Here is a 17,243-nt window from a genome sequence, read left to right on the forward strand (position 1 = left end):
CCGCAGCACGCGCTCCAGCCGGCCACGCGAAGAATGGCCGGGCAGGGGGTCGAGCGGCAGATGGATGCCGGCGGGGTTCTCGTCGCGCTGGCGGGCGGTCATGCGGCGGCTCCGGTCTTGGGCGCGTCGGCGACTTCACGCGCCGCCGCTGCCTGCGCGGTAACCCGCAGCCAGGCCGACGTTTCGCGCAGCGACTGGTCGACAGGCTTCTGCACGGTGAGGATCTTCTCGCTGTGCACCATGTTCTGCGAGCCTTCCCACGCCTTCACCCAGACACACGGCATGTCGGGCTCGACCTCGCAATTGCCGTTGGCGCGCACGCCGCCACACGGACCGTTGCGCAGCTGTTTGGGGCAATTCATCGGGCACGACATGCCTGTCGAAGACAGGATGCATTGGCCGCACATGCGGCAGTCGAACATGAAGCCCTTGACGCGCTTCTCGACGAATTTCACCGGAGCTTCCACACGGCCGTAGCCGATGCCTTTCCACAAAGGGTGCAGCAGCAGGAAGGTATCGGCGAAGCGGGCGTAAAACCATTCGAGCAGGCGCGAATGACGGATCGACCAGAGCCGCACCGCAAAGGTGCGCTGGACGCGCCGCTGCGGCGACACGTCGGCCGGTTTATAGTCGGACTTCGGCGCTGCCTTCTTGACCAGGGTGGCCTGGGTAACCGCCGGCTGTTTCTCAGACATTTTCTTTTCCGCCCGCCTTGACCAGGGCGACCAGCCGCTCCCGGTCGTATTTTGCGTCGAGTTCCTGGTAGGCCTTCTCGACTTCGGCCTCGAGGTCGTCGCCGACCGCAACCGGGTCGGCCTTGCGCCATTCGGCCAGGTAGTCGTCGGTGCCGCCGGCGCCGGTGCGCATGGCGCACATGTCGATCGCCTCGGTGAAGCGCAACGGCAGTTCGCGCTTGGCATTCTGCCTGCCCTTCTTGACGATGACTTGGGCAGGGATGTCGCGCCAATAGACGACGATCAGGTCGGCCATGAAATCTTACTCCTCAATGGTTGGAGCATTGCCGCATGCGTCATGGGGCCGCTTGTTATGGGACGACGCGCGCGCCTTCAAAAGCGACGCTGTGGATGACGCAAAGCGGATGGCGAAATTTGGTGCCGGCTGATTACCAGACACGCTTGGTCAATCCGGTCCAGAGATAGAACCAGATCGTCGGGTGAAACCACTGCTTTGACGGCAGGCCGGGATCGATCGTCACGAGCTTTCCGGCCAGCGCATCGTTCACCGCCTCGACACAGATGTCACGGGAAAACACGGCCTGCCGCAGCGCATGGGTGGCGATGGTATCCCCCGGCTTCTGCTTGCCGCGCGCCTGTTTCAGCACCGCACCGGTGTCGACCCCGGCATCGACGAGGTGGACAGTGGTGCCGAAGTTCTGGGCGTCGCCGGAAGCCAGCGCCCAGTAGCCGCCGTTCATGCCGCGATATTTCGGGTTGATGCCTGCGTGATAGTTGAGCACCGGGCAAGGCATCTTCGCCAGCGTGCCTTTCGACAACATCCTGCAGCCGGCAAGCAGAACGACACCCGGGCCGATCCTCTCGATCGCCTGCAGGCATTCCGGTCCGTCGGCGGACGGTACATGGACGATCGCCTGGCCCTGGCGCGGCCTGATTTCGAGTTTCTCGTCGGCAATCAGGCGCTCGGCATGGCTGGCGAAGAACCGTTTGCCGGCCCTGGTCAGCGCCATCGTACCGAGCTGGCCGATGGCCGAGATCCAGCCTTGGCGGCGGGCGCGTCCGAGCAGCAAACGCTTTTTCGATTCAGGGGTTTCGAGGATGACGCTGACATGGCCGACGCGGTCGGCGAGCGTATTGACGATGGCCCAGATATGCGGGCCGCCTTCGGTGACGACCACGACCGGTCGCAGACCGGACTCCGACGCTGTCATGGCGAGGCCCCGTTCTCAAAATCGGGCGCATGCTAGGCGGGGACGGGTTAATCCTTGGTGTGCCGGCAGCCTTCGGCCCGGATGCGAAGGCGCAGCTCAGCGCCTGAATTCCATGATGTCGAGCTTCGATTCGTAGTAGGGCGCGGGAAACTCGATCCGCCATTCGGTGGCGCTGTTGCGGAAGGCGTAGCCAACCTGGTCGCTCTCCGGGCCACTGCCATAAGGCTTGGCCTTGTCGTTGTTCACGGAGAACGAGCCGAGATAGATAGCGCGCTTCTCGCCATCGTCGAAGAAGCGCCCCGTCGTGCGCTGAGAGCCGCTGGTCTTCTCGAGCTTCCAGCCCGAGCCGTCGTCGGTCACCTTGCATTTGAACCAGCCATAAATGACGAGCGGGCTGATCCCGCCCACCTTGATGGTGCGGCATTTCCAATTGCCGGTCAGATCATTCTCGGAAAAGGCGACCAACGGCCCGGCGAGCAGGTCGTCCAGTTGCTTGACCTCGGCGGGTTTGCCGGCACTTGCTTCCGCAAGGGCCGCCTTGCGCGTCTCGTCATATTTGTCGAGCCGCGCCTTGTCCGCGGTCGTGATCAGCTTCTGAACTTGACCGTCGGCAAAGGCCGGCGCCGTGACACTGATGAGGCCAAGAGCGGCAAGCAGCAGACGAGGGATCATAGAGGGGTTCCCGTGTCGTTAGATGCTCAAAGCCGCGAAGCGTACACAGCTTTTGGCAACAACGCCAACTTCGGCCAGGGCAGCTGAAGCAAGGATCTGAGCGCGGGACAACTTCAGGCGGCGTTTGTCGCCGCTCGCGCCAGCTCGCCGGTCAGATCGCCATAGCCGGTCGAGCGGCGCTCGTAAGCAAGTCCAAGCATGGCTGCGGCCTTCTCAGCAACCTTGTCGAGTTCCGGGTCGTCGGTCTGGGCGAGGTAGATCAGCTTCTCGTAATTGCCGAAATAGTCCTTGATCAGCTCGGGATGCCTGTCGAGGCCGAGCGGCTTGATGAAGAAGGAGTCGAACTGACGGCAGAGGAAGTCGGTCATGTAAAACGACATCATGTCGTCGTCGGCGACCTTCGCGTAGGCCTCCATGCCCTGGTAGAAGGCAAAGCAGTGAGGCCCGGCCATGCGCTCGACGCCGTGCTTTTCGATGACGCGGTCGAGCAGGCCGCCGGTGCCGCAATCGGCATAGCCGACGAAGATATGCTCGTAGCCTTCCGCCTTGGCCTTCTCGATCGCCTTGTCCATCGCCGGGGCGATGCGGTCCGGGTAGAAATGGAACTCTGCCGGCAGGCAGGTCAGTTCGAGATGGTCGAGCTTTAGCTGTTGCTTGACGGCCAAAACTTCGCGCGCAATCATCCCGCAGGCGATGACGAGCAGCCTGTCTGTTTGATTCGGTTGTGTTTTTTGCGTTTTGACCAAGTCGGGCCGGCTTTCGCTGCGGGGCTTAATATCTGTCGAGGGAGACACTGTTCATGAAACTGCTACGCATCGCGCCGATCGCCATCCTGGCCTGCGCGCTTGCCCTCACGGCCTGCGCCAATACCATTCGGGGCGTCGGCAAAGACGTCAAATCGACGGCAAGGGCGGTCAAAGACACTGTCAACTGATCGGCACCTCTTCCATCATCTGGAACAAAAAAGCCGCGCTGCAAGGCGCGGCTTTTCAATTCATCCTGATGCCTTGGATCAGGCCGAAGCGCGCACGTTGTGCTTGCGCTTCATGAAGTCCTTGGCGGTCTCGACCGCCACCGCCGCGTCGCGGCAGTAGGCGTCGGCGCCGACGGCCTTTCCGAATTCCTCATTGAGCGGCGCGCCGCCGACCAGCACGACGTAGTCGTCGCGGATGCCCTTTTCCTTCATGGTGTCGATGACGACCTTCATGTAGGGCATGGTGGTGGTGAGCAGCGCCGACATGCCGATGATGTCGGGCTGATGCTGCTCGATGGCGTCGAGATATTTTTCGACCGCGTTGTTGATGCCGAGGTCGATGACGTCGAAGCCGGCGCCTTCCATCATCATGCCGACGAGGTTCTTGCCGATGTCGTGGATGTCGCCCTTGACGGTGCCGATCACCATCTTGCCCTGCTTGGGCGCGCCGGTGGCGGCGAGCAGCGGGCGCAGGATGGCCATGCCGGCCTTCATGGCGTTGGCCGAGAGCAGCACTTCCGGCACGAACAGGATGCCGTCGCGGAAATCCTCGCCGACGATGCGCATGCCTTCGACGAGAGCCTCGGTCAGCACCTTGTAGGGAACCCAGCCGCGCTCGAGGAGGATGTGGGTGCCTTCCTCGATCTCTTCCTTCAGTCCGTCGTAGAGGTCGTCATGCATCTGCTGCACGAGTTCGTCGTCGGAAAGCTCGGAGAGGATGATCTCGTCGTCGGCCATTTTTTTCTCGGGCTCCTTGCTGCTCGCAATGATTACGGCAGCCTAAAAATCGATGCGCCAATACCTAACCCGCGAAGGCAACATAGCCATAGCTGATTTGCGACTTCCCGCAAAAGGAAAGCGACTGAAAAGTTAGCGCTTTTCTTGTCGATTTTGCGACAGGCGTTGGCGCTGGCTGGCCGTTTCCAATAGGGTGCATGGTTACGATCCGGCAAGAAGCGGCGCGACGGGCCGCGAACCAATTCAGGTCAAGTTTAGGATGAACGATCATGAGCGATAACGCGGCAGTCGATCACGAGGCGTCAGGCGGGCGACGCGGACGCGGCGCCAGCGGCGGAGCGGCGGCGAGACGCGCGGCGCGCTCCGGCGGCGGCCCCGGCACACAGCTCACCTACATCAAGCGCAAGATCAATGTTTACGAGGTCCTCAACGAGGAAGGCCTCGCGTTGATCGAGAAGAACACCGACACGGTGCTGGAAGAAATCGGCATCATCTTCCGCGACGACGCCGAGGCGCTCGCGCTCTGGAAGGAGGCCGGCGCGGACGTGAAGGGCGAGCGGGTGCACTTCCCGAAGGGGCTTTGCCGCTCGCTGCTCAAGACCGCGCCTTCGATCTACACGCAACATGCGCGCAATCCGGAACGCTCGGTGCAGATCGGCGGCAACGCCACGGTGTTCGCACCGGTCTATGGTCCGCCCTTCGTGCGCGATCTCGACGGCAATCGCCGCTATGCGACGATCGAGGATTTCCAGAATTTCGTGAAGCTCGCCTACATGGCGCCGTCGATCCACCACTCGGGCGGCACGGTGTGCGAGCCCGTCGACGTGCCGGTGAACAAGCGCCATCTGGACATGATCTACGCCCACATCAAATACTCCGACAAACCCTTCATGGGTTCGGTGACCGCGCCGGAGCGCGCGGAAGATACGGTGGCGATGGCCAAGATCGTCTTCGGTGACGACTTCGTCGAGAACAACACCGTGCTCACCAGCCTGATCAACGCCAATTCGCCGATGGTGTTCGACGAAACCATGCTCGGCGCCCTGAAAGTCTATTCACGCCACAACCAGGCCTGCATCGTCACGCCGTTCATCCTGGCCGGCGCGATGAGCCCGGTGACGGTCGCCGGCACGCTGACGCAGGTGCTGGCCGAAGTGCTGGCGGGCGCGTCGTTCACGCAGCTGATCAAGCCCGGCGCGCCGGTGCTGTTCGGCACCTTCGCCTCGTCGATCTCGATGCAGTCGGGCGCACCGACCTTCGGCACGCCGGAGCCGTCGCTGGTCTCCTACGGCGCCGCGCAGCTGGCCCGGCGGCTTGGCCTGCCGTTCCGCACCGGCGGTTCGCTGTGCGCCTCGAAGGTTCCCGATGCGCAGGCGGCCTATGAGAGCGCCAACACGCTGAACTCGACGATCCTCGCCGGCACCAATTTCGTGCTGCATTCGGCCGGCTGGCTCGAGGGCGGTCTCGCCTCCTGCTACGAAAAGTTCATGATGGACATCGACCAGCTCGGCATGCAGCAGAAATTCTGCGAAGGCGTCGACCTGTCGGAAAACGGCCAGGCGATGGACGCCATCCGCCAGGTCGGCCCGGGCAGCCACTATCTCGGCTGCGACCACACCCAGGCGAATTTCCAGACCGCGTTCTATCGCTCGAATATCGCCGACAACAATTCCTTCGAGCAGTGGCTGGCCGAAGGCGAGAAGACGGCGCCGCAGCGCGCCAACGAGCTCGCCCGCCGCTGGCTGGAGACTTACGAAGCACCACACCTCGATCCGAGCATCGACGAAGCCCTGAAGGACTTCATCGCCAAGAAGAAGGGCTCGATGGCCGACGCCTTCACTTGAAAGGAGCCCGATTCAGGCGGGGCTAAAGTCGCCAACATCATCCACAAGGAAGTCTGGCGGAGCGCGTTCTCCGACCCGGACAAGAAGGGATGACGTCCGCATACCGCAGCGCTGGGTCCATCGCTGCGGCGCTTTCCGCGCACGGCCTCATCCTTCGCGGCGGCCTCAATTTCACGGCGGACGATGCGCCACCGGCCGGCCCCTCGGGCGTTCCGGCCCGATCCGCCCTGCTGGTCGGGCAAGCGGGCGCGGCGCCGTGGCCGCATTTCCTGCGCTGGCGCGAGCAGCAACCACAGGCGATCGCCAATCCGCTCGATACGTGGTCGCGCCAGGTGATCGGCGCGGTCGCAAACGAGTTCGGCGCTCGCGCCGCTTCACCGTCGGACAAGCCATATCTGCCGTTCCAGCAATGGGCGATGCGGGCGGAAGGGCTGAAGCCGTCGCCGCTCGGTATCCTCATGCATCCGGAATATGGGCTTTGGCACGCCTATCGCGGCGCGCTGCTGTTCGAGGATGAGATTGCGATCCCGGAACCTCAGGTGGTGTTTCATCTTTGCGATACATGCATCGATAAACCCTGCCTGAAATCCTGTCCGGTCAACGCCTATTCTATGGAAGGGTTCGCATATCAGTCCTGCCTGGCGCATGTGCGCGGACCCGAAGGCGAACCCTGCCGCAGCGGCGGCTGCCTTGACCGCAACGCTTGCCCGTACGGCGCTGACTATCGCTATCCGGCCGAAGTGCAGGCATTTCACATGGCGAGCTTCGCGCCGATGGCGGGCTGATCGGAGAACCGCCTCTCAATAGGTCCTTGCTGGCGGATATCGCGGCGCCTTTGTTGGTCGCCTTGACTGCGGGCGCGAGTGGGCCTATTCATCAAATCATCAGATGACTTTATGAATAGGCCGATGCAACCTGCCACCAGAACCAATCTTGCCGCCAGCGCCACCGAAAGCCTGCGTGCCGAAATCATCGGCGGTCGCTGGAGCCTTGGCGAGCGCATTCCCAACGAAGCGGCCCTTGCCAACCTCCTGTCGGTCAGTCGCGGCACGGTGCGCGAAGCGGTGAGGGTGCTTGTCGCGCAAGGGCTGCTGGATACGCGACAGGGTTCGGGCACCTATGTGCGTTCGACCGTGGATTCGTCGGCCGCGCTCGATCGCGTCAAGCGCACCGGCCTGCGCGATCAATGGGAGGCGCGGGCAGCGCTGGACCTCGAAGCGGCACGGCTTGCCGCCATCCGTCGCACGCCCGCCGATCTCGACCGTATGCGCCAGCTGCTCGCCGAGCGCGGCACCGTTGGCGATGGCGGGGGCGAAGCGTTCATCCGGCGGGATCTCGCCTTCCACAAGTCGGTCGTCGCCGCGTCCGGCAACAAGGCGATGATGGAGCTCTACGACTTCTTCACCGCCGCCATCACCGAAACCATCCAGGCCACGCTAGGCGGCGATCTTCCGGAACCCGATCAGCAGGCGCATGCCGCCATCGTCAACGCCATCGCCGCGAGCGATCCGGAGCGCGCGGTTGCCGCCGTCCGCGCTTTCATGGCGCCGGTGCTTGCCCAACTTGGAAGATTGCTTTCCCAATGAACCAGACGTTTCGCCAGCCCGCACCGAAGCGGCAATCCGGGGCCGTCGAGGGGCTGGAACTGATCGACGCGGAGGCCGACAGCCTGCCCAGGCCGCAACCTCCCGAACTGCGCAGCCGAGCCGCCCGGCTTGTGCTTGGCGCGAGCCTCGTCCTGATCGCCTTCAACCTGCGGCCGTTGTTTTCCAGCCTGTCGGTGCTGTTGCCCGAGGTGATGCAGGCAACCGGGCTCTCGACGGCGGGCGCCAGCCTGCTGACCACGCTGCCGGTCCTGTGCCTGGGCCTGTTTGCGCCGTTTGCGCCAAGGCTCGCCCAGCGCTACGGGGCTGAGCGCGCCTTGCTCGGCGCCCTTGCGCTGCTGGCTGTGGGAACAGGCCTGCGGTGGTTCGAATCGGTGCCCTTGCTGTTTGTCGCGACTTTCCTCGCCGGTGGAGCCATCGCCATCGGCAACGTGCTGCTGCCGGGATTGGTCAAGCGCGATTTCGCTGGTAGCGCCGCTGTCATGACCGGACTGTATACGATGGCGCTGTGCGCCGGTTCGGCCGCGGCTGCCGGGTTCACCCTGCCGATCGAGCGCCTTGTCACGGGTTCATGGTCCGGCGCCCTCGCGGCGTGGGCCGTGCCGACATTGCTGGTGTTGTTGATCTGGATCCCGCAAGCGCTGGGCAACCGGCAGCAGGTCAGTCATCGCGGGTTCCGCGTGGTGGGCCTCTGGCGCGATAGGCTGGCCTGGCAGGTGACTTTGTTCATGGGGCTGCAATCGGCGCTTGCCTACTGCATCTTCGGCTGGCTGGCGCCGATCCTGCGCGAGCGCGGCTTCGATGCCGCCGCCGCCGGCGCCATCGCTTCGGTTTCGGTGATGGCGCAGGTCATCACCTGCCTCGCCGTGCCGTCGGTTGCGGTCCGGCTGAAGGACCAGCGCGGCATCAATGTCGCGCTCGTCGCCATAGCGGTGGTCGCGCTGCTCGGCATCCTGTTCGCGCCGACCTCCACCGTGCTATTCTGGGCGGTTCTGCAGGGTATCGGGCAGGGCGGTCTGATCGCCGCCGCCATGACCCTGATCGTGCTGCGCTCGCCGGATTCGCATGTCGCGGCGCATCTTTCGGGCATGGCGCAGGGCGTGGGCTACGTGCTCGCCGCATTCGGCCCGCTGCTGGTAGGCCTGATCCGCAGCTGGACCGGCAGCTTTTCGGAGTCGGCCTTCCTGTTTGTCGCGCTCGGACTTGGCGCGGCCGTCATGGGGTTCGGCGCCGGCCGGGCGCTGCATGTCGGCGCGCGGGCTGAGCGCCTGGACGGCTGATCCGCGCAAGCCTCCAGCCCGTAGGCCTGCAGTCGTGTCACGTGGCCTTGCACAAAATGTTGACCGCCACCTTCAGGGAACGCCTTGTCGCGTCCGCCCGCGCGGATATGTATCGCACAGCTGACAAACGGAGCAGGCAATGACGAAGCAGGACCTTCAGATCAAGACCCGTGACGGCATGGCGAAGGCGGGCCTGTTCCGCTCGACCAAGGCTTCCCCGACAAAGGCCGGCGTCATCCTGTACATGGATGCTTTCGGGCCGCGCCCGGCGCTCGACGAAATGGCGGAGCGTCTTGCCGGCGACGGCTATGCGGTGCTGGTGCCGGATCTCTTCCATCGCAATGCGCCTTATGGGCCGTTCGACGCCAAAACAGCGTTTACCGTGGAAAAGACCAAGATAGAGCTGATGGCCCTGGTCACCGGGACCACGCAGGAGATGACGATCCGCGACAGCGAGGGCTTCCTCGAGGCGCTCACCGCCGAAGGCATCAGCGGACCGATTGGGGTCGTCGGCTATTGCATGGGCGGCGCGCGTGCGCTGAATGCGGCCGCGACCTATCCCGAGCGTATCGTTGCCGCAGCCAGCTTCCACGGCGGCAATCTGGCGAGCGACGCTGCAGACAGCCCGCATCGTAAGGCGGCGTCGATCAAGGCGCGCGTCTATGTCGGCGTGGCCGGCGTCGACCGCAGCTTCCCGCCGGATCAGTCGGCGCGACTGGCTGAGGCGCTGCGCGTGGCCGAAGTCGACCATGCGATCGAGAACTATGTCGGCGTCGGTCACGGCTGGTGCGTCAAGGACCACAGCGTCTATGACAAAGCTGGCGCCGAACGTCACTGGAAGCGGCTGACGACGCTTTTCGCCGAAACGCTGATCTGAGTTTGCGGCTTGGATGCCTTGGTCGTTCGCGGCATCCGGCGGCCCCGGCGTTTCAAGCCTGTACGAAGCCAATTAGGTGCAGCCCGACGAAGACCGCCACGCCGGCACCGATCAGGACAAGCGGGTTCACCCTGGTCAGCAGCAGCACGGCCGTCGAAGCGAATGCGATGGCGCGCGCCAACCAGCCACCGTCGATAGCCTGCAGCAGCACGTAGGTCGCCGCGAGGATCATGCCCGCGGCAACCGGCATCAGTCCGGTCTCCAGCGCCCGCTTCCAGCGCGCCTCGCGGTTGCGGGACCAGACATGGGCAACGGCATAGATAAGAAAGGTTGTCGGGCCGAAAATAGCTGCCGTCGAGACAACGGCGCCCCAGAAACCCGCCACTTGCCATCCAATCAAGGTGACCAGGAGGGACCCAGGTCCCGGGGCCATTCGCGAGATGGCGAATGCGTCGACGAATTGCGACTGGCTCATCCAATGGTGGACGTCGACAACCTGCCAGTTGATATCGGCGATGGCGCTCTGTCCGCCGCCGATGGTCACCAGGGAGAGTGGGGCAAATACCGCCAGCAGGCTCAGCAACAAAGAGGTGTGCGGCGTCTCGCTCATCACGTCCTCCTGACGAAGGCATGGGCCACGCTGATGAATCCGGCAACGAGAACGACCCAGAAGAGAGGCCAGTGCAGGATTGCCACTGCGTTGAATGTGGCGACCATGATCGTGAGGGCGACGGCGTTTCGAGGGACCGCCCGCACGGCCGTGATACCCATCGACAGCGAAAGGCCGACAACGGCGGCCGCGGCTCCGGTCAGCGCCACATGCGTCAGCGGATAGCCCGACAATGACGAGAACACCGTTCCCAGGAGAACAATGACGACCGCGGGCGGGATGATGATGCCGACAAATCCGACAACGGCGCCACGCCAGCCCTGAAGTCTGTAACCGATCCAGACGGCCATGTTCTTGACGTTCACGCCCGGCAGAGCCTGGGAAATTGAAAGGCCGTTCAGGAACTCTTCCTGCGTCATCCACTTGCGGTTTTGAACGAATTCCCGCAACAGCCAGCCGCTCAGTCCACCACCGAAACTGGTCAAGCCGATGCGCGTGAAAATCCAAAACAGCTGCGCGCAACTGGGAGCGGATGGTGATTCCGGTTTCGACATCTTCGACGTTCTGGCCGTGGCCACTGGCATGGAAACCAGAGACCGAGTCGAGCCGGAATTGCCAGCGCCATGCCCGCCGGCAAAAGGTCAATCTTTCTTGCGTTTGTCGTGAGAACCTTTTGAAAAACCTTCGCTTCGCAAAGGATCCAAGTCCTGCCGACGGATTTCGGGATGGGCAAAAATCGCCGGGATGAAAAATTTCTTCCCATCGCCCCAAGGAATCGCCATCAGCCTTCGTCCAAGAGACAATGATGGCGATGATGCTGGATGAGGGCGAAGCCTCCGACGCTGAACTGATCGGGCGGGCGAAGGGCGGAGACAGGGAGGCATTCAGCTTGTTGCTGGAGCGCCACTATGACTTCGTCTATCGCGCCGCCTACCGCTGGTGCAGGGCAAAGGCGGATGCCGAAGACATTGCCCAGGACGTCTGCGTCCGGCTCGGCCGGGCTATCCGCGACTACAACGGCGGTGGCGCGTTCACGACATGGCTTTACGCCATGACGCTCAATGCCGTGCGCGACAGGATGCGCAAGGCCGCCCGTGAGACTGCCAAAACCGAGGCCTACGGCGTCCACGCGCTCATGGCCGGCGAGGCCGCCTTCGAGGTCGAGGAACCCGTCGAGGCGCTCTGGGCGGCGGTGCGCTTGCTGCCGGACAAGCAGCGCGACGCGGTGCTCCTTGTCCATGGCGAAGGGTTGAGCCATGCCGCGGCAGCCGAGGTGATGGCGATCTCGGAGACGACGGTTTCCTGGCACATCCATGAAGCGAAGAAACGGCTGAGGATGCTGATGCGCTCAGCCGGGGAAGTGTGACCATGGTCGACGACAACGAACTCGGAAGGCTGCGCGACCTCGCCGTGCCGGCGCCTGACGGCGAAGCGAAGGCGCGCGCCTTCGCCGCGGCGATGCAGGCCTTCGACATGGGCGAAGAAAAATCGACCGCCACCCAAGGATCGGCGAGAAGCCTTCGTCTCACGGAGCGAGCAAGAAAGCTCTGGAGAGACATCATGCAACGGAAACTCATTGCCACGCCGGCCATCACCGCGCTGGTTGCGCTGCCTATCGCCGGCTATGCCGCTTTCGAGATGCTGAAGGAGCAGCAGCCGGTCGTCAGTGACAGGGCGAAGATCACCGAGACCGTGGCCGACAAACCGGCAGTGCGGAAGCTGGCAACAGAGCAGCCCGCGATTGCCGAACCACTGGCCGCCGCGCCCGCCGCTGGTAAGAAGACCGATGCGGACAGTGAAAGGCGCGCCGCAGATGGGACGCAGCTTGCACCGACGCCAGCGCCGAAAGCTGAATTGGGCCGATCCGATGACCAGGCGAGCCAAGAATCCGGAACGTTGAAGGATTATGCCAGGCAGACGCCCGAGGCGCTGCCCGCGCCGTCGCCTGCTCCTGCGAGGGTTGACCAACTGGCCGCTGGCGGGAGTGCAAACGCCCAGGCGCCTGCAGGCAGCGCGGCCGCCATACCTGCGTCTCCCCCGGCGATGGCCGAATCCAGGCTGATGGTGCAGCCTGCGCCCCTGCCGGCCGACCAGATGCAGGCGCAGGAGGAAAACCGTGATCGCATCCAGAGCTTCAACACCAATCCGGTGCACGAAACCGCGCAGGATCCGGTCTCGACCTTCTCGATCGATGTCGACACGGCTTCCTATTCTTTCGTGCGGCGCTCGCTGAAGGATGGCATTCTGCCCGACCCGGACACAGTCCGCGTCGAGGAAATGATCAACTACTTCCCGTATGACTGGAAGGGACCGGACTCGGCCGCGACGCGATTCAACCCGACCGTCACCGTCATGCCGACGCCGTGGAACCAGGGCACGAAGCTGATGCATGTGGCCATCAAGGGTTTCGACGTGAAACCGGCCGAGCAGCCCAAGGCCAACCTGGTCTTCCTGATCGATGTCTCGGGCTCGATGGACGAACCGGACAAGCTGCCGCTAGTCAAATCGGCCTTCCGGCTGCTGGTCAACAAGCTCAAGCCCGACGACACGATCTCGATCGTCACCTATGCGGGCGAAGCCGGAACGGCGCTGATGCCGACCAAGGTGGCGGAGAAGAGAAAGATCCTGGACGCCATCGACACCCTGCAGCCGGGCGGTTCGACGGCCGGCGAGGCGGGCATCAGGGAGGCCTATAAGCTTGCGCAGCAGTCCTTCGTCAAGGATGGCGTCAACCGCGTAATGCTTGCCACCGACGGCGACTTCAATGTCGGCCAAACCGACGACGACGACCTCAAGAAGCTGATCGAAAAGGAGCGCGGCACCGGCGTGTTCCTGTCAGTGTTCGGCTTCGGCCATGACAATCTGAACGACCAGATGATGCAGACGATCGCCCAGAACGGCAACGGCACGGCAGCCTATATCGACACGCTCGCCGAGGCCGAGAAGGTGCTGGTGGAGGATGCCTCCTCGACGCTGTTTCCCATCGCCAAGGACGTCAAGATCCAGGTCGAGTTCAACCCGGCCAAGGTCGCTGAATACCGGCTCGTCGGCTACGAGACCCGCGCCCTGAACCGCGAGGATTTCAACAATGACCGCGTCGACGCCGGCGAGATCGGTTCCGGCCATTCGGTGACGGCGATCTACGAGATCACCCCCAAGGGCAGCGGCGCGGAACGGATCGATCCGCTGCGCTACGGCCAGGCGTCGGTCGACAATGGCGGCGTCGCCAATGCGGACGAATATGCCTTCGTCAAGATCCGCTACAAGCTGCCGAGCGAGGACGTTTCCAAGCTGATCACGACACCGGTGACCAAAGGCAATGAAGTGCCGTCTTTCGATGCGGCCGGCGCCGATCAGCGTTTCTCGGTTGCGGTAGCGGCGTTCGGCCAGAAGCTGCGCGATGAGGATCAGACGGCGAATTTCGGTTATGACCGGATACTGGAGATCGCCAATGCCGCGCGGGGCGCCGATCCGTTCGGCTACCGAGCCGAATTCCTGTCGCTCGTGCGCCTGGCTTCGTCGCTGGGCGCCAACAAATAGCCATCAGCTGCATTGGCAGGGGCCGGCGACGATTTTGCCGGCCCTTTTTTGCGATCGTTAAATTGCTTGGCTTTTCCGGAACCTCGTCGCAATGCCCCTCTGTTAGGCAGTGCTGATAGAGGGGTTCGAGGGGTTGGAATTGCATATCACCGCAACCGGGAACGCGACGCCGACGGCTAACACCAGCCGTGAGCACGGCTCGTCCGGGCCGTCGACGGAAACGGCGCGCATCAGAAACGATGTCGATGCCGCCCGCAACACGGCGCTCTCGGCGCTGAACAATGACCGCTTTCGCGTCATGCTGGAGCAGATCAGCGACCCGCGCGCGTCGGGCGCCTTGCTGGCCATGGGCAGCACGTCGCAGAACAACTCCGGCACCGACGTCAATACGGCGCTGTCGCGTTACGCTGAAAACAGCAGATAGCCGATAGGTGTCAGGCGCGGCTGCGCCGGCGCTCGCGACGGCCTTCTCCCGCGTCGCCGGCACTTGCAGTCTTGTTGCGCATGGGGCCGATGCGCTCAACGATCGTTTCGACGGTCGGGCGCACGGATTTCGTGTGCGCGTCGAGCGCCTGGCGCATCGCAGCGAGATGACCGAACGACGTGCCGCAGCAGCCGCCGACGATTTTCGCGCCGGCATCGACCGCCAGCCGGACATAGTCGGCCATCAGCTCGGGCGTGCCGGAGTAATGGATCTCGGTACCGCGGAATTCGGGAATGCCGCAATTGCCCTTGACGATCACGGTCGCCTCGGGCTTCGCCTCGGTCATGTCGAGCAGCGAGGCGAGGATGTCGGATGCGCCCACTCCGCAATTGGCGCCGACGCCGAGCGGAGCCTGCGACAGCCCGTCGACGACGCCGTGGATGTCCTTCGGCAGCAGCCCCATCATGGTGCGGCCGGCCGTGTCGAAGGAACCGGTATAGGTATAGGGCAGGCCGACGCGGATCGCGGCTTCGGCGGCGGCTCGGATTTCGTCCGGCGCCGACATGGTCTCGATCCAGGCAACCTCGGCGCCGCCTTCCTTGAGACCTTCGATCTGCTCGGCGAAGGCATCGACTGCGTCGTCATAGGTCATGGCGCCGAGCGGCACCAGCAGCTCGCCGGTCGGGCCGACCGAACCCGCCACGATCACCTTGCGGCCGGCCTTTTCGGCGACGGAGCGGGCGATCTCGGCGGCGCGCTTGTTCAACGCGCGCACACGGTCCTGCGCATGATGCAGCTTCAGCCGGTGGCGAGTGCCGCCGAAGGAGTTGGTCAGGATGATGTCGGCGCCGGCATCGACGAAATTCTGGTGCAGGGTGGCGATGGTGTCGGGCGCCGTCTCGTTCAGCAGCTCAGGCGCCTCGCCGGCTTCGAGACCCATCGCGAACAGGTTGGTGCCGGTGGCGCCGTCGGCCAGCAGCACGCCCTTTTCGGCAAGCAGCGCATCGATGGGGTTGGTCGTGGTCATGGCTCTGACTTTCGTATCTCAAGCTCGGATAACGATATAAAGAAGTCTTTATATCCAGTCAACGAAATTGCGGTGCGATGGCCGTCGCCTATGCGGCCGGCACGACCTCGACCTCGATCTCGGTGCAGACATCGCCATTCGTCGGATGGTGGTCGACCGAGCAGGCGGTGACGACGAGCAACAGGTCCTGTTCGGCGCGCAAGGTCACATAGCCGCCAGGCGGATTGATAGAGGCCTCGACGACAAGCGTCCCATCCGGCTGTGGCAGGGAGTTCTGGAAGAGATCGACGGGGTCGGGCGCAAAGGGCAACTCGATGCCTTCCTTGCCGAGCGCCATCATCAGGTTGTCGCGGCAGTTCGGATGGTTCGGCAGTCCGGCGCGTTCATAGAGCGTGCTGTCGCAGGCCGGGTAGAGCATGTCGTGAGGACCGGGCGAGGCGTCCTCGATCAGTGTCAGCATGATCTTGCCGGCTGCACTGTAGAAATGGTCGCCGGGTTTCGGAAACAGGCGCTCGACGATGTCGCGAGTCTGCGAGGTGCTCAGCCAGTCGAGCTTGCCTTCGGTCGAGAAAGCCCAGAGGTCGGAAACCTGCTGGCCCTTGGGATCGATGATGCGGATCAGGTCGCCGCGCTTGACGCGCAGCGAGCGGCCCGACTGTGGAGCAACGACAATGCGATGTGGTTCTTGCATGGGTTTCCCTGGAACGACGAATGGGTGGCCGGTGATGGCCGCATGCATGATGATGGAGAAGCCTGCGATCAGACAGAGCCTGATGCGAAGGAGACGCCGGCCAGCCTCTGAGCGAAGCTTGCCGCCTCATGCGCGTTGATGTCGGCGGCGCGGATCAGATTGTCGAAGTGGCTGGTCAAGGTGCGGATCGGCTGGGTGGCGTTCAGCACGATATACATGTCGCCGACATAGATGGCCGCGCGATAAGGGCCGAAGATCGTGTAGGGGATCGAATAGCGCATGCGGCCGTCATAGAGGAACAGCCGGAAGGTCGGGTAGAGGTCGTCGAGCAGGGTCGCCATGTGCAGCAACTGCCTGCGCCGCTCGGCCTCGGGAAAACGGTCCCAGACGCCGAGGCCGCGCGCGAAAATCTCCAGCGTATGGCGCGGCATGCACACTTCCATGTCAGTCTCCGGCCGCCTGGTGTAGTCGATGCGGTACTGCGTTTCGCCGGCCTGCGCCTCGCGGCTCTTGTTGGCGATACCGGCCTCGTAGTCGACCAGCGCCTCGGTACGCAAAAGGTCCGGGATGCCTGCCGGCACGTAGCGTATCTTGGTGCCTGCCGCTTCGGCATGCCATCTGGCGAGCAGCGTGCGGTCGAAGCCGTCTGGCGCTTCCTCTATCTCCAGGCTCTCGCGGATCTCACCGGTCACGCCTTCGTCCTGACTCAACCCCAGCAGCCAGTCGAGCGACACCTTGAACTCGGCCGCGATGTTGAGAAGCGTCTCGGCGCGGGGCAGGCGGGTCGAGGCTCCGGAGAGCAGTTGCGACAGTGCCGAACGGTCGATGCCGACCGCGGTGGCGAAGGCCGACTGGTTGAGGTCAGAACGTGTCAAGAGCAATTTCAGCCGCTCTCGGAAGAGCGTCGACAGATCGCGCTTGTCCATCAGGTTACTCCTGCTCGACGGAGGATAATTTTGCGCCCTGGCCTGCCTTGGCCTCGACTGTGGCGTAAATGAATCCCCAATTTTGTTTACAATCTATAACACTTGCGGCTAAAAATGCGCACTCGCAACAG

Annotated in this window: 21 protein-coding genes; 9 read left to right on the forward strand and 12 right to left on the reverse strand. The window is 63.6% G+C overall.

Annotated features, from left to right (window positions below):
• Positions 1 to 98: 98 nt before the first annotated feature.
• The 5 genes from Q0L57_RS09875 to Q0L57_RS09895 all read right to left on the reverse strand — a co-directional run bounded on the left by Q0L57_RS09875 (position 99) and on the right by Q0L57_RS09895 (position 3,324).
• Positions 99 to 695 carry a methylenetetrahydrofolate reductase C-terminal domain-containing protein gene (locus tag Q0L57_RS09875; RefSeq protein ID WP_296741726.1) on the reverse strand — a complete coding sequence of 199 codons (597 nt, stop codon included), beginning with the start codon at positions 693 to 695 and terminating at the stop codon, positions 99 to 101.
• The gene (locus Q0L57_RS09880) at positions 688 to 990 is read right to left on the reverse strand and encodes a virulence factor (RefSeq protein ID WP_296741729.1); all 303 of its coding nucleotides are present in this window, start codon (positions 988 to 990) and stop codon (positions 688 to 690) included. The genes Q0L57_RS09875 and Q0L57_RS09880 overlap by 8 nt, the downstream gene beginning before the upstream one ends.
• Before the next feature lie 133 nt (positions 991 to 1,123).
• The gene (locus Q0L57_RS09885; RefSeq protein ID WP_296741732.1) at positions 1,124 to 1,906 is read right to left on the reverse strand and encodes a formyl transferase; all 783 of its coding nucleotides are present in this window, start codon (positions 1,904 to 1,906) and stop codon (positions 1,124 to 1,126) included.
• 96 nt (positions 1,907 to 2,002) lie between these two features.
• On the reverse strand, positions 2,003 to 2,578 hold the full coding sequence (locus Q0L57_RS09890) for a DUF4893 domain-containing protein (protein WP_296741734.1): 576 nt from the start codon (positions 2,576 to 2,578) through the stop codon (positions 2,003 to 2,005).
• A gap of 113 nt (positions 2,579 to 2,691) precedes the next feature.
• On the reverse strand, positions 2,692 to 3,324 hold the full coding sequence (locus Q0L57_RS09895; RefSeq protein WP_296741736.1) for a DUF1638 domain-containing protein: 633 nt from the start codon (positions 3,322 to 3,324) through the stop codon (positions 2,692 to 2,694).
• Between the two features lie 53 nt (positions 3,325 to 3,377).
• Here Q0L57_RS09895 and Q0L57_RS09900 point away from each other — a divergent pair, with 53 nt between their 5' ends.
• Entirely contained in the window at positions 3,378 to 3,512 is a 135-nt protein-coding gene (locus Q0L57_RS09900; RefSeq protein WP_041003961.1) for an entericidin A/B family lipoprotein, read from the forward strand.
• 78 nt (positions 3,513 to 3,590) lie between these two features.
• On the opposite strand, the gene Q0L57_RS09905 is transcribed toward Q0L57_RS09900, so the two are convergent.
• Complete coding sequence (locus Q0L57_RS09905; RefSeq protein ID WP_296741759.1) at positions 3,591 to 4,289, reverse strand: B12-binding domain-containing protein; 699 nt, start codon at positions 4,287 to 4,289, stop codon at positions 3,591 to 3,593.
• Between the two features lie 269 nt (positions 4,290 to 4,558).
• Here Q0L57_RS09905 and Q0L57_RS09910 point away from each other — a divergent pair, with 269 nt between their 5' ends.
• From Q0L57_RS09910 to Q0L57_RS09930, 5 genes are all read left to right on the forward strand, one after another.
• The gene (locus tag Q0L57_RS09910) at positions 4,559 to 6,133 is read left to right on the forward strand and encodes a trimethylamine methyltransferase family protein (protein ID WP_296741762.1); all 1,575 of its coding nucleotides are present in this window, start codon (positions 4,559 to 4,561) and stop codon (positions 6,131 to 6,133) included.
• 89 nt (positions 6,134 to 6,222) lie between these two features.
• A complete protein-coding gene (locus Q0L57_RS09915) occupies positions 6,223 to 6,918 on the forward strand; it encodes a hypothetical protein (RefSeq protein WP_296741764.1) in 696 nt (231 codons plus the stop codon).
• Between the two features lie 123 nt (positions 6,919 to 7,041).
• Entirely contained in the window at positions 7,042 to 7,719 is a 678-nt protein-coding gene (locus Q0L57_RS09920; protein WP_296741766.1) for a FadR/GntR family transcriptional regulator, read from the forward strand.
• Complete coding sequence (locus tag Q0L57_RS09925; protein ID WP_296741769.1) at positions 7,716 to 9,017, forward strand: MFS transporter; 1,302 nt, start codon at positions 7,716 to 7,718, stop codon at positions 9,015 to 9,017. Before Q0L57_RS09920 ends, Q0L57_RS09925 begins: the two co-directional genes overlap by 4 nt.
• Positions 9,018 to 9,156: 139 nt before the next feature.
• Positions 9,157 to 9,894: a dienelactone hydrolase family protein gene (locus tag Q0L57_RS09930; protein WP_296741770.1), complete on the forward strand. Its 738-nt coding sequence runs from the start codon at positions 9,157 to 9,159 to the stop codon at positions 9,892 to 9,894.
• Between the two features lie 52 nt (positions 9,895 to 9,946).
• Here the strand turns inward: Q0L57_RS09930 and Q0L57_RS09935 are convergent, their stop codons facing one another.
• The 3 genes from Q0L57_RS09935 to Q0L57_RS09945 are packed head-to-tail and all read right to left on the reverse strand — an operon-like array spanning position 9,947 to position 11,286.
• Positions 9,947 to 10,504 carry a chromate transporter gene (locus Q0L57_RS09935; protein WP_296741773.1) on the reverse strand — a complete coding sequence of 186 codons (558 nt, stop codon included), beginning with the start codon at positions 10,502 to 10,504 and terminating at the stop codon, positions 9,947 to 9,949.
• Complete coding sequence (locus Q0L57_RS09940; protein ID WP_366940887.1) at positions 10,504 to 11,088, reverse strand: chromate transporter; 585 nt, start codon at positions 11,086 to 11,088, stop codon at positions 10,504 to 10,506. Before Q0L57_RS09940 ends, Q0L57_RS09935 begins: the two co-directional genes overlap by 1 nt.
• Before the next feature lie 57 nt (positions 11,089 to 11,145).
• Positions 11,146 to 11,286: a hypothetical protein gene (locus tag Q0L57_RS09945; RefSeq protein ID WP_296741779.1), complete on the reverse strand. Its 141-nt coding sequence runs from the start codon at positions 11,284 to 11,286 to the stop codon at positions 11,146 to 11,148.
• A 23-nt stretch (positions 11,287 to 11,309) separates the two neighbouring features.
• Here Q0L57_RS09945 and Q0L57_RS09950 point away from each other — a divergent pair, with 23 nt between their 5' ends.
• The 3 genes from Q0L57_RS09950 (at position 11,310) to Q0L57_RS09960 (ending at position 14,468) form a co-directional block, all read left to right on the forward strand.
• A complete protein-coding gene (locus tag Q0L57_RS09950) occupies positions 11,310 to 11,870 on the forward strand; it encodes an RNA polymerase sigma factor (protein ID WP_296741782.1) in 561 nt (186 codons plus the stop codon).
• Positions 11,871 to 11,872: 2 nt separating this feature from the next.
• Positions 11,873 to 14,044: a VWA domain-containing protein gene (locus Q0L57_RS09955; RefSeq protein WP_296741785.1), complete on the forward strand. Its 2,172-nt coding sequence runs from the start codon at positions 11,873 to 11,875 to the stop codon at positions 14,042 to 14,044.
• A gap of 139 nt (positions 14,045 to 14,183) precedes the next feature.
• A complete protein-coding gene (locus Q0L57_RS09960) occupies positions 14,184 to 14,468 on the forward strand; it encodes a hypothetical protein (RefSeq protein WP_296741787.1) in 285 nt (94 codons plus the stop codon).
• 10 nt (positions 14,469 to 14,478) lie between these two features.
• On the opposite strand, the gene bmt is transcribed toward Q0L57_RS09960, so the two are convergent.
• From bmt to Q0L57_RS09975, 3 genes are all read right to left on the reverse strand, one after another.
• On the reverse strand, positions 14,479 to 15,495 hold the full coding sequence (gene bmt, locus Q0L57_RS09965) for a betaine--homocysteine S-methyltransferase (RefSeq protein ID WP_296741789.1): 1,017 nt from the start codon (positions 15,493 to 15,495) through the stop codon (positions 14,479 to 14,481).
• Between the two features lie 88 nt (positions 15,496 to 15,583).
• On the reverse strand, positions 15,584 to 16,186 hold the full coding sequence (locus tag Q0L57_RS09970; RefSeq protein WP_296741792.1) for an urea carboxylase-associated family protein: 603 nt from the start codon (positions 16,184 to 16,186) through the stop codon (positions 15,584 to 15,586).
• A gap of 68 nt (positions 16,187 to 16,254) precedes the next feature.
• Positions 16,255 to 17,112: a helix-turn-helix transcriptional regulator gene (locus tag Q0L57_RS09975; protein ID WP_296741795.1), complete on the reverse strand. Its 858-nt coding sequence runs from the start codon at positions 17,110 to 17,112 to the stop codon at positions 16,255 to 16,257.
• Between the last annotated feature and the right edge of the window lie 131 nt (positions 17,113 to 17,243).

This window comes from Mesorhizobium sp., from assembly GCF_024509055.1.
Taxonomy (GTDB): domain Bacteria; phylum Pseudomonadota; class Alphaproteobacteria; order Rhizobiales; family Rhizobiaceae; genus Mesorhizobium.

Excerpts from the sequence above, each read along its gene's own strand:
- Q0L57_RS09875 (WP_296741726.1), bottom strand. The coding sequence starts at position 695 with ATGTCTGAGAAACAGCCGGCGGTTACCCAGGCCACCCTGGTCAAGAAG.
- Q0L57_RS09910 (WP_296741762.1), top strand. The coding sequence starts at position 4,559 with ATGAGCGATAACGCGGCAGTCGATCACGAGGCGTCAGGCGGGCGACGC.
- Q0L57_RS09905 (WP_296741759.1), bottom strand. The coding sequence starts at position 4,289 with ATGGCCGACGACGAGATCATCCTCTCCGAGCTTTCCGACGACGAACTC.
- Q0L57_RS09955 (WP_296741785.1), top strand. The coding sequence starts at position 11,873 with ATGGTCGACGACAACGAACTCGGAAGGCTGCGCGACCTCGCCGTGCCG.
- Q0L57_RS09935 (WP_296741773.1), bottom strand. The coding sequence starts at position 10,504 with ATGAGCGAGACGCCGCACACCTCTTTGTTGCTGAGCCTGCTGGCGGTA.
- bmt (WP_296741789.1), bottom strand. The coding sequence starts at position 15,495 with ATGACCACGACCAACCCCATCGATGCGCTGCTTGCCGAAAAGGGCGTG.
- Q0L57_RS09925 (WP_296741769.1), top strand. The coding sequence starts at position 7,716 with ATGAACCAGACGTTTCGCCAGCCCGCACCGAAGCGGCAATCCGGGGCC.
- Q0L57_RS09885 (WP_296741732.1), bottom strand. The coding sequence starts at position 1,906 with ATGACAGCGTCGGAGTCCGGTCTGCGACCGGTCGTGGTCGTCACCGAA.
- Q0L57_RS09945 (WP_296741779.1), bottom strand. The coding sequence starts at position 11,286 with ATGGCGATTCCTTGGGGCGATGGGAAGAAATTTTTCATCCCGGCGATT.
- Q0L57_RS09915 (WP_296741764.1), top strand. The coding sequence starts at position 6,223 with ATGACGTCCGCATACCGCAGCGCTGGGTCCATCGCTGCGGCGCTTTCC.
- Q0L57_RS09880 (WP_296741729.1), bottom strand. The coding sequence starts at position 990 with ATGGCCGACCTGATCGTCGTCTATTGGCGCGACATCCCTGCCCAAGTC.
- Q0L57_RS09890 (WP_296741734.1), bottom strand. The coding sequence starts at position 2,578 with ATGATCCCTCGTCTGCTGCTTGCCGCTCTTGGCCTCATCAGTGTCACG.
- Q0L57_RS09900 (WP_041003961.1), top strand. The coding sequence starts at position 3,378 with ATGAAACTGCTACGCATCGCGCCGATCGCCATCCTGGCCTGCGCGCTT.
- Q0L57_RS09930 (WP_296741770.1), top strand. The coding sequence starts at position 9,157 with ATGACGAAGCAGGACCTTCAGATCAAGACCCGTGACGGCATGGCGAAG.
- Q0L57_RS09940 (WP_366940887.1), bottom strand. The coding sequence starts at position 11,088 with ATGCCAGTGGCCACGGCCAGAACGTCGAAGATGTCGAAACCGGAATCA.
- Q0L57_RS09950 (WP_296741782.1), top strand. The coding sequence starts at position 11,310 with ATGGCGATGATGCTGGATGAGGGCGAAGCCTCCGACGCTGAACTGATC.
- Q0L57_RS09970 (WP_296741792.1), bottom strand. The coding sequence starts at position 16,186 with ATGCAAGAACCACATCGCATTGTCGTTGCTCCACAGTCGGGCCGCTCG.
- Q0L57_RS09975 (WP_296741795.1), bottom strand. The coding sequence starts at position 17,112 with ATGGACAAGCGCGATCTGTCGACGCTCTTCCGAGAGCGGCTGAAATTG.
- Q0L57_RS09920 (WP_296741766.1), top strand. The coding sequence starts at position 7,042 with ATGCAACCTGCCACCAGAACCAATCTTGCCGCCAGCGCCACCGAAAGC.